Below are 13,153 nucleotides of genomic sequence, written 5' to 3' on the forward strand. Positions count from 1 at the left end.
TTAAAAAAATACCTTTTAACATGGCTTATAAAATATCTGCAGTAGCAATACTTTTAACACTAGTTGGTTTCTTTTATTTTGGCTCAACTCCAAAAATTACTGAAAAAGCTTTTAACAAAGTTCCTAGTCACCAAAAGTGGAATGCTTTATTACAAAAAAATGTAAATACTAACGGAGACGTTAATTACAAAGCTTTTGTAAAAAACAAAGCAGAATTAGAGGCCTATCTTAAACTATTGCAAGATAATTCTCCTGCCAAAAATTGGTCTAAAAACGATAAGCTTGCTTATTATATAAACCTTTATAATGCTGGCACTGTTAAACTAATAGTAGACAACTACCCTGTTAAAAGCATTAAAGACATTAAGTCTCCTTGGGATAAAGAGGTAGTTGCCATTGGCAACAAAATGTATTCTTTAGGATATGTAGAACACAAAGTGTTACGTAAAATGAATGAACCTCGCATACATTTTGCCATTAACTGCGCATCTTACTCTTGCCCTAAATTAGTTAACAAGGCCTTTTTAGCAGATAGTATGGACGCACAGTTAAAAAGTGCGGCTATAGATTTTATTGCTGATAAAAAACGTAATGTTATTACCCCTAATAAAGTAGAATTGTCTGAAATTTTTAAATGGTTTAAGAGTGATTTTACAGAGAACACAACCTTAGTTGGTTTTATAAACAAATACTCTGCAACACAAGTAAAAGATGGTGCCAAGGTTAAGTATATAGATTATAATTGGAGCTTAAATGAAGCAAAGTAAGCTAAGCATTATAATACCCGTTTTAAATGAAGAGGCATCTATTGCTAAATTAATTAAAGAAATTAACACACGTAGCACATTTAAGCAAATAGACGAAATAATAGTAGTAGATGGTGGTAGTACAGATAATACTACCACTATTGCAACTAGTTTAAATGTTACTGTAATTTCTTCAGACAAAGGGCGTGCCAAGCAAATGAATACTGGTGCAAAAGCGGCTAACGGAGATATTCTTTATTTTTTACACGCAGACACTATTCCTCCTTATAATTTTGATTGTAAAATATTAGACTCTATTAGCAAAAACAACTTTGCTGGCAGCTTTAGAATGCAGTTTGACAGTGACAGTTTTTTTCTAAAATTTTTTGCTTGGTTTACTCGTATTAACCATAAAATTTGCAGAGGCGGTGATCAATCTTTATTTATTACCAAGGATTTATTTTTTAAACTAAATGGTTTTAATGAAGAATATATTATTTATGAAGATGGCGAGTTTATAGAGCGTTTATATAAAGCCACAAATTTTAGTGTAATACAAGACAAGGTAACTACATCTGCACGTAAATACCAACAAAAAGGAATGGTAAAATTACAGTATCATTTTGGTGTTATTCACCTTAAAAAAATATTAGGTAAAACTCCGCAAGAATTACACAATTATTACAAAAAAAACATAGCTAATTAGTTGTTTCTAGAATGATCTAACAAAACACCCTCGCTAATCCACTTTGCAAGCGCTTGTCTGTTTTCTGCAACTAATATTCTTTTTTGGTCTTTTTTGTTTTTAATATTTCCTATTTCTATATAAGCCATTGCAGGTATTGTGTTTTTAACCAAATACAATCCGCTCCTATCTAAAAAAGTACCTGTATAATCTCTGTTTGGCTGGTATTCTCTGTATTTAGAGTCAAAAGTTTTATGTATGCTCTCTGCCAACCTTTTTCCGTTACTACTTTTTTCATGATGGTAAAAGAAAACATCAATATTTTGCCCTACACTTCTACTATCTATATGCGTAACAATTAACCTTTGGTATTTACCTTTGTTTTTTATGTACAAATCATTTACCGCATCTACACGTTGTTTTAAACGAGCCACTTGGTTTAAAGGTATTGTTTTATTTGGGTAACAAACCTCATCATAATCTACAGGTAGTATTTTACCATCTCTAATACCATCATTTTCATCTCTAATTATAATATAAACCAACGCTCCGTGAGAAATTAGTTCTCTACCTAAACGTAATGTTATATCATAAGCATACTCGTCTTCAGAAATTAGTTTTTTTCCGTATTTAGTAACAGCACCAGGATCTGGCCCACCGTGCCCAGAAATTAAATAATAAACAGCACCTTTAAGCTTGTTACTTTTGCGTTGTACTGTAGCGTGTTTTTTTCCAAAAATAGGATACCCGTTTACTATGGCTGGCAACTCTTCCTTTCCATCTACTTTTATTAGTCTATCTGGTATAATGTATGTTTTGCCCTCATACAAATGCTTACCGTTTCTTAAATTATCTTTATTTAAAGCAATAAAATCTGAATAATATTTAGACGGACTCATATTAAACTTACGAAGTAAAGTATAAATACCCTCTCCTTTTTGAGCCACAACCGTTTTTTCTTTATCTTGAGAATATAGCTGAACACTACTAAAAACTAGCATTACAACTAAAACAAGTATTTTTTTCAATATCATTTAATGGTCTTTTAAGCAAATATTATCAAAAATACTGCCCAATTCCAAAAACCAGCCCTTTTGAAGCATTTTTTGTTACTCCGTAACCATAATCTATCCTAAAAATGGCATTAAAAATCTTTTTATGAATAAAACGCACACCCAAACCTGGATACACCCTTAAATTATCAGAATTTACAAAGTCTTTTAACTCTCCTCCAGGGTTACGCCATGTACCAGCATCTACAAATGTATTTCCTTGCAATACAAACCAATTTTTATCTATTAATGTATACCTATACTCCGTATTTAAAACTATAGACCCCGTACCTCTATCAATAATATTACCAACACCTCTTAGGTTTATATTATTATCTACAGAAAAAGGCGCAAAAGGTGTTTCATCATTTGTAGCCAAACCAACTCTTAACCTGTTAGCCCAATTGCCACGCTCACCTACTCTTTTGTAATACACAAAATCATTAAAAGCTACCAAAAAATTATCTAACTCTTTTGTAGAGCTATGCACGTACTGAGAGTTTAAAGTACTTTTAAACCCGTCTAAATATTGGTAATGGTATTTTATATTGCTGTATTTATATATAGCCTTGTATGAGAATTTGTTAACATCTAATGCCTGTGGCACATTTTCATTAGTTGCGCCACGTATGTAGTTATATTTTTCTGTAAAAAAATTAATTCCTAAATCTACACTATGTCGCTGGTTAAATTGATACAATCCTAAAACTTCTATAGCTTCATTATGGTACTTATAATCTGCCGTTGTATCATCAAAAAAAATAGGTTCTTGTGTTTTTAAATTGTTATAGCTTACAGCTAAACCTGCATTTGCACTAAATAAATAAGGAGCTCTAAACAACAAGCCATAAGAGTTAAATATATCTTTCTGATAAAAACCACCTATAGTAATATTGCGTCCTGTAAAATTAAACTCTTGCACACCAACCCTAAACGCAAAATCGTCATTAGAAGACGTGTATAAATTAGCAAATGGTATTATGGTAAAATTTTCCTCTACCATATAAACCAAATTATAACTACTACCTACTGTATTCTTGCGTAATTTAAATGAAGCATTTGCTATAGATGGCAACCTTTTTAACTGATTAACTGTTTCTAAAATTGCTGTAGAATCTGTAACAGAGCCAGCAACAATTGGCACCACTTTTTTTAAGAACGATATTTTAGTTTTTTTAGCGCCAATAAAACTAACATCTGCTATAGTTATATTTTGAGAATAAACCATAGTACAAAAAAGCAAACAAAGTAACGAGACTAGTTTTTTCATAGTTTTTTAAGGTGAAAAGCTGGTTTCTGTAAGTAAGTTTACCCAATTATCTTGGCTAACTGCCATTAAAGTAAAACCATAGGTTAGTGATTTATTTAAAGTTGGTGGTTGTTTAGTTGTAATGTTTAGCACTACATTGTCTAGTTTGTAATACCTAAACATTTTGTCATAGGTATATGTGCCCGACAAAAAATTGTTTTCATTGTCTGTTACTACCTGAAAATAAATAGCAGAATCTGTATACATACCGTCTTTCCAAGAAAAAATTGGCATTGTAGATGTACTGTTATCTATAGTTAACGTGTTAATTTTTTCTGTTGGTTTGCTAATGTGTTTTAAATAAATTGGATTACAAATATGCATTTTACCATCCTCAACAAAACTAACTATCACCCATTTTTCTTGAATAGGATTGACTAAAAATCGTTTTATTTTACCATTAAAAACATCTAATATTTCAGGTGTTTTTTCTGTGTAAGACTCAAAATTATTTTTATCTACGTTAATTGATTCTGTCTCAAAATACCTAAAATTAGTAGCGCCCTCTCTAGGATAAAAAAACACATTTACGGTATGTGCTTTATCTGCACTGGCTGCGCATGCAATAACATTATCTATAACAACAGTTTCTTCATCTAAAACTGCTTGCAAAGTAGATAAATTGGTTAGTTTATCTTTAGAACAACCGCAGGTTATCAAAATTAAAAAAAGAAGAAAAAAGTTTAATTTACTTAAATCCATAATATTGTTTTAAAACCAATTCCGCTGGTTTATTTTGCGGTGTAAACCTATTATCATCTTCGCCACCCACATTGTCATGATCTATAAACCATTTCCAAACATAGCCACCAGCAAACCAATCTTCTGTCCAAAACATTTCTAAAATAGCTTTAGTAGCATTAGACTGTGCCTCTAGGTTTACGTTTGTTTTGTTACGGTCTACCAGCCAAGGTTTTTCGCCTGTATAATCCATACTTCTATAACCATATTCTGTAAATAAAATTGGCTTATTTACAGAGCTCGACATTTGTTTTAACGCCTTTTTATGTGGCTGCCATCCTTGTTTTAACTGCGCTACAGTTGGATGCTTTTCTTTAGACAGCGGAAAATATGCATCTACACCTACATAGTCTAATTTACTCCAAAATGGCACTTTAGGATACTCATCCCAATTGGCTGCATAGGTTAATTTACCTTTATATACTTTTTTTACCTCTACAATAAGCTTGCTCCAAAACTCTGGCCTTTGTAGTACAAATTTTTCTAGCTCGGTACCAATGCAAAAAACATCTACATTAACCTCTTGTGCCAGCGTAGCATAGGTAAGTATAAAGTTTAAATAAGATTTTTCTAACGTTAGCCAATGTTCTTCAGAATCCATTTCTAAAGTACCAGTAAATTTTCCGTCCCTAATCCATATTTGCGGTTTTAACATTACACCTATTCCGTTTTTATGCAGAATATCTGTGTAATGTTTTATACCATCTTTACGCTCTCCAAACCACTGCCTATCCGAATTAAAAATTAACTGCGAATCATTAATATCTCTTATAAAACCAAATGGCATAACAGATGCCGCATTGGCGTTTATAGTTAATATAGGAGTAATATTTTTTTGTGTTACCTTATCTCTAGAAGACACAAAACTTACTCCGTTTATTTTTTTTGAAACCTGACTATTGCAAGAAAACTGCAAACAACATAATAATAGTAGACCAATTTTTTTCACAAACCATATTTTTAAGTCTCCTAAATTACACTATTTAATTTTAGACTTAAAAAATTGCTCTTAAACCCAAGTTAAATGTTTCTCCTAAGCCTGTATTATCTCCTCCAACAAAATTTGTGTACAACAACTCTAAGTTTAGCGCATTTGTTAGCTGGTATTTTGTACCTCCACCTAATGCTGTGTAATTCTGACTAAAATTGTTTCCTAAGTCTAAACGTTGTGAGTGCTGTGCTAATGCCAATACTGTAAACTTACTAGTAGGAAAATAACTTAAAAAAACACCCGGAGTTAACCCTAAACTGTTATTTGCAAAACTTTTTTCTTTGTCGCCAAAATTAAGCTCTGTATTTAACTCTGTAAATAGTTGCCACTTATCTCCTGGAAAAGTATAATCATAAAAAAATCTGTTTTGCCAAATAAATCCGTTTTGATCTAGAAAAACACCATTCTCAGTTTCGTTATCTACTAAAGGTATATACAAAGAACTCTGAATAGAAAAATTACCAACAGACTCAAAAGGCACAAACTTTACAGATGGGGCAAATGATGTTAAACCAGCTCTAGCAACCCCGTCTTTATTCTTAAATTTTAAAGCATCTAAAGTTTTGGTTCCACCAATTGTATTAGAGCGTATTTTTAATATTACACCTAAATTCCATCTATTATTTTCTCCTACCCCTGTATATCCTTCTAAGGTAGATGTAAAAAAGGTTTGCCTAGGCTGTTCACCACTTGTAAATGTACTTTTAGTTTCTGTATAAATATTATTAAACCATTTAATATCAAACTTACCCTTACCTATTAATTTAGATGGTGTGTATTGTTGTATATTACTCTTTTGCACATCATCATTTTCCTGAGAATACCCTGCAAATACTGTTAGTAATCCTAATGCTAGGGCTATTTTTTTAATTTTTTTCATATTTTTAGTTGTTGATTGTTGTTTTACTTATTTGTTTTTATTGCCTGTTTAATGTCCAATCGTATGGGTAAAAAGATACTTTTGCTTTAGCGTTTATCTTTTCCTTTCTGTATAGGTTTACAAAGTCTATTAACGATTTACCGCCCTGTGTAAAATCTCCCTTATACCATTCAAAAATTTGAGAAAGCTTAACTTTATTTTTATTTACCATTATAAAATTTGGATTATTAATAGCTATCTCAGTTTGCTTCTGCAACTGGTCTTCTAACATACTTGGTATATACGCTTTATTAATAATTGGTGGGCAACCAAGTCCTGCGCAAACCAATACAAAATGGAAACGTGCTTCTTTAGGAAAAACAGCGCGTAACATTTTATGCTCCATATCATTTAACGTAAGTTCCTTACCGGCTACATTGTGCTTTATTTTATCAAAAAAACCAGCCTTATCTAACGGGGTTTTTAACGGATAATTTTCTACCACATTTTTTATAACACTAATATTGTATGCATTAATCCAAAATGCTTGATAGTTTTTAACGTTATCTTCGGTAACATTGGTTGTTTTTAATAAAGCCACCAGCTCATTTAAATGTTTTGGTTGTTTTTTTATTTCTTGGTAAGCTACCTTACCGTTGCTCACATAAGAATTAAAAAAAGTATTAGCTTTAGTAAAAAAGATTTCTGTAGCTTGTGCCTGTACCGTGGTAATACCAAAAAGAAACAGTATTACGGTTGCTTTTGTTATAGTTTTCATAATTTTTGGTGTTATTTAATAGGTGTGTCGACATTTAATATTAAAACCTACACAGCGCTATTAAATTAATTTTAAGCAAAGTAACTTGTTAAGTATCACATTTTGATAACAAAAGAAAATCAAGTTTATTCTTATTTAGAAACCATATAAATAGATACCCAACAGTTAAGTTTAGCTCTTATACACCGACAGAAACTTTAATATTTTTAAAATCTATGGAACACATTGTTATTATTGGTAATGGTATTGCAGGCGTAACTGCTGCAAGGCATATTAGAAAATTATCCGACAAAAAAATTACGATCATTTCTGCAGAATCTGAGTATTTCTTTTCTAGAACTGCGCTTATGTATGTATATATGGGTCATATGAAGTTTGAACATACACAGCCTTATGAAAACTGGTTTTGGAAAAAAAACAGAATAGATCTTGTAAACGGATATGTTAACAATGTAGACCACGCTAACAAAAAGGTAGATTTAGAAAATTCATCTATCTCTTATGATAAGTTAATTATTGCAACCGGTTCTAAACCTAACAAATTTGGTTGGCCAGGACAAGACTTAAAAGGTGTGCAAGGTTTATACTCTAAACAAGATTTAGAACAGCTACAAAAAAATGCTCCGGATAATAAAACGTGTAAAAGAGCTGTAATAGTTGGTGGCGGATTAATTGGTATAGAAATGGCAGAAATGCTGCGCACACGTAAAATTCCGGTTACCTTTTTAGTTAGAGAAACTAGTTTTTGGAATGGCGTTTTACCAAAAGGAGAATCTGAACTTATTAACGAACATATTTTAGACCATCATATAGATTTACGCCTAAACACCAATTTAGTAGAAATTATTGCCGATGAAAACGGACGTGCTAAAGCTATTACTACAGACAAAGGAGAAACTATAGAGTGTACTGTTGTTGGTTTAACAGCAGGTGTATCTCCTAATGTAGATTTTTTAAAAGAATCTGGTATAGAATTAGGTCGCGGTGTAAAAGTTAATCGTTATTTAGAAACAAACATTAAAGATATTTATGCCATTGGAGATTGTGCAGAACAACACAAGGGCATAGGAAACAGAAGACCTATTGAAGCTGTTTGGTATACCGGAAGAATGATGGGCGAAACACTTGCGCAAACTATTTGTGGCAACAGAATAGAATACAAACCCGGACACTGGTTTAATTCTGCAAAGTTTTTAGATGTAGAATACCAAACATACGGCTGGGTTTTTAGCGAGCGTAATAAGCAAGATTATGAAGCGCATTTTCATTGGAGACACGCTACAGAAAATATTTGCATTACAGTTGCCTACCATAAAGACACAAAGGAATTTTTAGGTATAAATACATTTGGCATACGTATGCGTCACGAGGTTTTTAACAAATGGCTTACTCAAAAAAAGGATATAGAATTTGTGCTTCAACATTTAAAAGATGCCAATTTTGACCCAGAGTTTTACAAACAGTATGAAGCTGAAATTATAGCAAAGTACAATGCTGAATTCAACTCAAATTTATCAGCAAAAAAGAAAAGTTTAAAAAGAATATTCAACATAGCTTAAATTATAAAAAAATGAAAACAATTAAATATTTAGGCCTTGTTATCTTTTTAATAGGATTAGGCATTTTTACTGTAACTCCGTTTTTAGGAAATTTTAAACTAGACCAAAAAGGTTTTGATGAGCTAATTAGTAGCCAACGCATTAAAAGTGAACTATTAATTGAAGATCTTAGCACCAAATTAATAGACAAAGATTTTTCTAGTGCTACATTTTTAGCTCCTGTACTTAACAATGCTATTGACAAAGCAAATGCCACGCACATAAAAAATAAAGAATGGGGTAAAAAAGTATACGCAAGCGGAGACAATATGGCCGCAGCAATTCGTAAATCATCTAGCTATGGTTTTATACCAGAAAACAAAGGTACAATGTGGTTTTTAACCTTTGGACTTGGTATTATTGGCGCTCTAATGTTTATACTACCTAATGTAGTTTTACTAGGCAAAAAAGGAATAAAAAATGATGGTATTTATTTAAAAAGCGCTACAAACCGCGGACTTATTGCTTGGTTGGTCTTCTTCTTTTTAGTAAGTTTTTACATTATACTATATTTTTATTCTGAGTACGCAGTAAACTGGACATTTTTAGTAGACCCTATTAGTGAAGCCCTTAGCGGAAATGCTGCAGGACATTGGTTTGTGTATGGTTTTATGTATTGTGTGGTTATGACAGTTATGGCTGTACGTATGTACATAAAATACAGACATAATATGTACCAAATATTCCGCACAACATCTGTATTATTTTTTCAAATAGTATTTGCATTCTTAATACCAGAAATTATGGTGCGCTTGCAAATGCCTTATTACGACTTTAAAAATGCATTTCCGTTAGATTATGATTTCTTTTTTCAATGGAATTTAAAAGATCTTATTGCTAACGGTGGTATTGGTATTTTTATTCTTGTATGGGGTATTGCGTTAACCTTAGTAATTGTACCTATTATGGTTTATTTCTTTGGTAAAAGATGGTATTGCTCTTGGGTATGTGGTTGTGGTGGTTTAGCAGAAACATTAGGAGACCCATACAGGCAACACTCTAGTAAATCTTTATTTTCTTGGAAAGTAGAGCGCTGGTTAATACACGGCGTATTGGTTTTTGCTGTTGGTATGACGCTTATGACACTTTATAGCTTTTTTAGCGAATCTAGTACTGTTTTAGGCATAAAAACACAAAGTGTACAAAATGTATACAGCCTTTTAATAGGAGCTATTTTTGCCGGTGTTATTGGCACTGGTTTTTACCCAATTTTTGGCAACAGAGTTTGGTGTAGGTTTGGTTGCCCATTAGCTGCATATTTAGGCTTTGTACAACGTTTTAAATCTAGATTTAGAATTACAACTAATGGTGGACAATGTATTTCTTGTGGTAACTGTTCTACATATTGTGAGCAAGGTATAGATGTACGCGCATATGCACAAAAAGGAGAAAATATTGTACGCTCTAGCTGTGTTGGTTGTGGTGTGTGTTCTGCTGTTTGTCCACGTGGTGTTTTAAAACTAGAAAACGGACCAGAAGAAGGCCGTATTAACCCAACTGAAGTTTTATTGGGTAATGATGTAGATTTAATGGAATTAGTAAATAAAAAATAAATGATGCATTTACGTTTACTTCTTATTTCTATTGCATTATTTATTAGTGCAAACAATACAGACTCTAAAGAATATAGCAAACAGTATTATGCCTCTGGTGTTTTAAAAGCAGAAGGCTGGCTTAAAAATGGAAGTAAAAATGGCTTTTGGAAATTTTACAATGAGAATAAAACTTTAGCTAAACAAGGACATTATACCAATAATAAAAAAGAAAACTATTGGTACATTTACAGCGCCAATGGCAAAATAGAAAAAGAAGGCCATTATAAAAATAATAGCAAAACAGGTTGGTGGTTATTTTATACCAGTGATGGAAAAATAAATCACAAATGCCAATTAGACCACGATGTAAAAAATGGCTACTGTCTTAAATATAAAAATGAAAAGCTCTCATCTGCTGAAAAATATAAAAATGGCAAAAAAATTAAAGAATGGTTTAGTTTTGCAGGTTTTAAAAAGGAAAACAATTTATCCGATTTAAGGTAATGACAAAAATAAACGTAATTATTCCGGCTTATAATGAAGCTAATTCTATAGGCAAGGTTATAAAAGATATACCATCAATTGTTTCCGAAATTATTGTTGTAAATAATAACTCTACAGATAATACAGTTGGCAATGCAGAAAAAGCAGGAGCTACTGTGCTTACTGAAAACAGAAAAGGATATGGTTATGCCTGTTTAAAAGGTATGGATTACATTGCTGAAAAATCCAACAAACCAGATATTATCGTATTTCTAGACGGAGATTACTCTGACTATCCAGAGGAATTAACAAAAATTGTTGCGCCAATTATGCAAAACAAAGTAGACTTTGTTGTAGGTGCCAGAACAAAAAAAGGAAGAGAAAAAGGTAGTATGACGCCCCAACAAGTGTTTGGAAACTGGCTCGCAACGGTATTAATGAAAATTTTTTTTAATGCTAAGTTTACAGACCTAGGCCCTTTTAGAGCAATTAAGTACAAAACGCTCCTAAACCTAGATATGCAAGACAAAACCTATGGTTGGACTGTTGAAATGCAACTTAAAATTCTAAAGAAAAAGTTAAAATATTTAGAGGTTCCTGTACGTTATAAAAAAAGAATTGGCGTATCAAAGGTCTCAGGCACAGTAAAAGGTACTATATTTGCCGGTGTAAAGATCCTTGGTTGGATATTTAAATACAGTTTTAAGTAAATATGGAAATTGCAATTACATACATAATTATAGGTATATACAGTTTAGCTTTATTGTTAATATTTTTCTACAGTTTAGCTCAACTTAACTTACTTGTTAATTATTTAGGGTACAGAAGAAGAAATAAAGAAGCTCCTAAATACAATCTTTTAGATGCTAAAGAAGTACCTTATGTAACCATACAACTTCCTATTTACAATGAAGAATATGTTGTAGAAAGACTTTTAGAAAACATTGCTAAAATAGAATACCCTAGCAACAAATTAGAAATTCAGGTTTTAGATGACTCTACAGATGACTCTGTTATAGAAACAGAAAGACAAATAAAGGCCTTACAAGAAACTGGCTTAGACATACAACACATTAGAAGAACTAACAGACAAGGATACAAAGCCGGTGCTTTAAAAGAAGGGTTAACATCTGCAAAAGGAGATTTTATTGCCATTTTTGATGCCGATTTTCTACCAGACTCAGACTGGTTAAAGAAAACCGTTATTTACTTTAAAGATGAAGAAATAGGTGTTGTACAAACTAGATGGGGACATATTAACAGAGATTATTCTGTTTTAACAAGAATACAAGCCTTTGCTTTAGATGCACACTTTACATTAGAACAAGTTGGCCGTAATGCAAAAGGACACTTTATAAACTTTAATGGTACGGCTGGTATCTGGCGAAAAACTTGCATTATTGATGCTGGTAACTGGGAAGGTGATACATTAACTGAAGATTTAGATTTAAGCTACCGTGCGCAGTTAAAAAACTGGAAATTTAAATACTTAGAAGATGTAGAAACACCTGCAGAATTACCTGTTGTTATTTCTGCTGCTCGTTCTCAACAATTTAGATGGAACAAAGGTGGTGCAGAAAACTTTAGAAAATCTGTAGTTAGCGTTGTTACGGCTAAAAACATCTCTTTTAAAACTAAGTTTCACGGTGTAATGCACTTGCTAAACAGCTCAATGTTTTTATGTGTGTTTTTGGTTGCTCTTTTAAGTATACCAATGCTTTATATTAAAAACAGAAACGAATCTTTAGGTTGGGTTTTTGAAGTAACAAGCTTTTTTATTTTAAGTACAGTTATACTATTTGTTTGCTACTGGTTTACATTTAAAAGTATACAAGGCAGCAGTTTTAGTAAGTTTATAGACTATGTAAGACTCTTTTTTACATTCTTTTCTGTAGCTCTTGGTTTTTCTTTACACAACACACTTGCTGTTTTAGAAGGTCACAGAGGTAAAAGAAGTGAATTTGTACGTACTCCAAAATTTAATATAAATAATATTTCTGATAGCTGGAAAGGAAATAAATACCTTACTAAAAAGCTATCTCCTAATATGATATTGGAATTTGGCCTAATGTTATATTTCTTGTTTGGTATGTACTCTGCAATTCCCTTAAACGATTTTGGATTGTTTCCGTTCCATTTTATGCTATTTTTAGGCTTTGGATACGTTTTCTTTAACTCGCTTACAGCTAAAGTATAAATTAGCACACAGCTAACACTGTATTTTCAATTTACATTTATACTAACTTTTTGTTAGGACACGCTAGTTTTTGTGACTATTGTTTTTATACATCATATTTCTAACACCAATAATTAGAAAAAAAGAATTGTATAATTTTTAGTACTTTAGAGCAGTTAATGTAAATTATAATTTTTGTA

The 13,153-nt window shown here is 31.9% G+C and carries 13 protein-coding genes; 7 read left to right on the plus strand and 6 right to left on the minus strand.

Going from position 1 to position 13,153, the window contains the following annotated elements; translation table 11 throughout:
* Nucleotides 1-20 precede the first annotated feature (20 nt).
* Both CELLY_RS04070 and CELLY_RS04075 read left to right on the plus strand, forming a co-directional pair.
* The gene (locus tag CELLY_RS04070) at nucleotides 21-767 is read left to right on the plus strand and encodes a DUF547 domain-containing protein (RefSeq protein WP_013620387.1); all 747 of its coding nucleotides are present in this window, start codon (nucleotides 21-23) and stop codon (nucleotides 765-767) included.
* Entirely contained in the window at nucleotides 754-1,452 is a 699-nt protein-coding gene (locus CELLY_RS04075) for a TIGR04283 family arsenosugar biosynthesis glycosyltransferase (RefSeq protein WP_013620388.1), read from the plus strand. Before CELLY_RS04070 ends, CELLY_RS04075 begins: the two co-directional genes overlap by 14 nt.
* Here the strand turns inward: CELLY_RS04075 and CELLY_RS04080 are convergent.
* From CELLY_RS04080 to CELLY_RS04105, 6 genes are read right to left on the minus strand one after another with little or no spacing between them, the layout of a single operon-like run.
* Complete coding sequence (locus CELLY_RS04080; protein ID WP_013620389.1) at nucleotides 1,449-2,465, minus strand: N-acetylmuramoyl-L-alanine amidase family protein; 1,017 nt, start codon at nucleotides 2,463-2,465, stop codon at nucleotides 1,449-1,451. The two genes, CELLY_RS04075 and CELLY_RS04080, sit on opposite strands and share 4 nt — an antisense overlap.
* A 25-nt stretch (nucleotides 2,466-2,490) precedes the next feature.
* Entirely contained in the window at nucleotides 2,491-3,753 is a 1,263-nt protein-coding gene (locus tag CELLY_RS04085; protein ID WP_042256621.1) for a BamA/TamA family outer membrane protein, read from the minus strand.
* Nucleotides 3,754-3,759: 6 nt separating this feature from the next.
* Nucleotides 3,760-4,494, minus strand: a complete 735-nt coding sequence (locus tag CELLY_RS04090; RefSeq protein WP_013620391.1) for a hypothetical protein — start codon at nucleotides 4,492-4,494, stop codon at nucleotides 3,760-3,762.
* The gene (locus CELLY_RS04095) at nucleotides 4,481-5,482 is read right to left on the minus strand and encodes a glycoside hydrolase family 113 (RefSeq protein ID WP_013620392.1); all 1,002 of its coding nucleotides are present in this window, start codon (nucleotides 5,480-5,482) and stop codon (nucleotides 4,481-4,483) included. Before CELLY_RS04095 ends, CELLY_RS04090 begins: the two co-directional genes overlap by 14 nt.
* A 46-nt stretch (nucleotides 5,483-5,528) precedes the next feature.
* Complete coding sequence (locus CELLY_RS04100) at nucleotides 5,529-6,404, minus strand: hypothetical protein (protein ID WP_013620393.1); 876 nt, start codon at nucleotides 6,402-6,404, stop codon at nucleotides 5,529-5,531.
* A gap of 37 nt (nucleotides 6,405-6,441) precedes the next feature.
* Nucleotides 6,442-7,161 carry a DUF547 domain-containing protein gene (locus tag CELLY_RS04105; RefSeq protein WP_013620394.1) on the minus strand — a complete coding sequence of 240 codons (720 nt, stop codon included), beginning with the start codon at nucleotides 7,159-7,161 and terminating at the stop codon, nucleotides 6,442-6,444.
* Between the two features lie 215 nt (nucleotides 7,162-7,376).
* Here CELLY_RS04105 and CELLY_RS04110 point away from each other — a divergent pair, with 215 nt between their 5' ends.
* The 5 genes from CELLY_RS04110 to CELLY_RS04130 are packed head-to-tail and all read left to right on the plus strand — an operon-like array spanning nucleotide 7,377 to nucleotide 12,974.
* Nucleotides 7,377-8,720 carry an NAD(P)/FAD-dependent oxidoreductase gene (locus CELLY_RS04110; protein WP_013620395.1) on the plus strand — a complete coding sequence of 448 codons (1,344 nt, stop codon included), beginning with the start codon at nucleotides 7,377-7,379 and terminating at the stop codon, nucleotides 8,718-8,720.
* A gap of 11 nt (nucleotides 8,721-8,731) precedes the next feature.
* The gene (locus CELLY_RS04115) at nucleotides 8,732-10,312 is read left to right on the plus strand and encodes a 4Fe-4S binding protein (protein WP_013620396.1); all 1,581 of its coding nucleotides are present in this window, start codon (nucleotides 8,732-8,734) and stop codon (nucleotides 10,310-10,312) included.
* Nucleotides 10,313-10,798, plus strand: a complete 486-nt coding sequence (locus CELLY_RS04120; RefSeq protein WP_317043125.1) for a toxin-antitoxin system YwqK family antitoxin — start codon at nucleotides 10,313-10,315, stop codon at nucleotides 10,796-10,798.
* Nucleotides 10,798-11,487, plus strand: a complete 690-nt coding sequence (locus CELLY_RS04125) for a glycosyltransferase family 2 protein (RefSeq protein WP_013620398.1) — start codon at nucleotides 10,798-10,800, stop codon at nucleotides 11,485-11,487. The genes CELLY_RS04120 and CELLY_RS04125 overlap by 1 nt, the downstream gene beginning before the upstream one ends.
* Before the next feature lie 2 nt (nucleotides 11,488-11,489).
* On the plus strand, nucleotides 11,490-12,974 hold the full coding sequence (locus CELLY_RS04130) for a cellulose synthase family protein (protein WP_013620399.1): 1,485 nt from the start codon (nucleotides 11,490-11,492) through the stop codon (nucleotides 12,972-12,974).
* Nucleotides 12,975-13,153 lie beyond the last annotated feature (179 nt).

The organism is Cellulophaga lytica DSM 7489, from assembly GCF_000190595.1.
Taxonomy (GTDB): Bacteria; Bacteroidota; Bacteroidia; order Flavobacteriales; family Flavobacteriaceae; genus Cellulophaga; species Cellulophaga lytica.

What these genes read in the sequence shown, in the direction of transcription:
- CELLY_RS04070 (WP_013620387.1), top strand. Translation starts at nt 21, where the DNA reads ATGGCTTATAAAATATCTGCAGTAGCAATACTTTTAACACTAGTTGGT.
- CELLY_RS04075 (WP_013620388.1), top strand. Translation starts at nt 754, where the DNA reads ATGAAGCAAAGTAAGCTAAGCATTATAATACCCGTTTTAAATGAAGAG.
- CELLY_RS04080 (WP_013620389.1), bottom strand. Translation starts at nt 2,465, where the DNA reads ATGATATTGAAAAAAATACTTGTTTTAGTTGTAATGCTAGTTTTTAGT.
- CELLY_RS04085 (WP_042256621.1), bottom strand. Translation starts at nt 3,753, where the DNA reads ATGAAAAAACTAGTCTCGTTACTTTGTTTGCTTTTTTGTACTATGGTT.
- CELLY_RS04090 (WP_013620391.1), bottom strand. Translation starts at nt 4,494, where the DNA reads ATGGATTTAAGTAAATTAAACTTTTTTCTTCTTTTTTTAATTTTGATA.
- CELLY_RS04100 (WP_013620393.1), bottom strand. Translation starts at nt 6,404, where the DNA reads ATGAAAAAAATTAAAAAAATAGCCCTAGCATTAGGATTACTAACAGTA.
- CELLY_RS04105 (WP_013620394.1), bottom strand. Translation starts at nt 7,161, where the DNA reads ATGAAAACTATAACAAAAGCAACCGTAATACTGTTTCTTTTTGGTATT.
- CELLY_RS04110 (WP_013620395.1), top strand. Translation starts at nt 7,377, where the DNA reads ATGGAACACATTGTTATTATTGGTAATGGTATTGCAGGCGTAACTGCT.
- CELLY_RS04115 (WP_013620396.1), top strand. Translation starts at nt 8,732, where the DNA reads ATGAAAACAATTAAATATTTAGGCCTTGTTATCTTTTTAATAGGATTA.
- CELLY_RS04120 (WP_317043125.1), top strand. Translation starts at nt 10,313, where the DNA reads ATGATGCATTTACGTTTACTTCTTATTTCTATTGCATTATTTATTAGT.
- CELLY_RS04125 (WP_013620398.1), top strand. Translation starts at nt 10,798, where the DNA reads ATGACAAAAATAAACGTAATTATTCCGGCTTATAATGAAGCTAATTCT.
- CELLY_RS04130 (WP_013620399.1), top strand. Translation starts at nt 11,490, where the DNA reads ATGGAAATTGCAATTACATACATAATTATAGGTATATACAGTTTAGCT.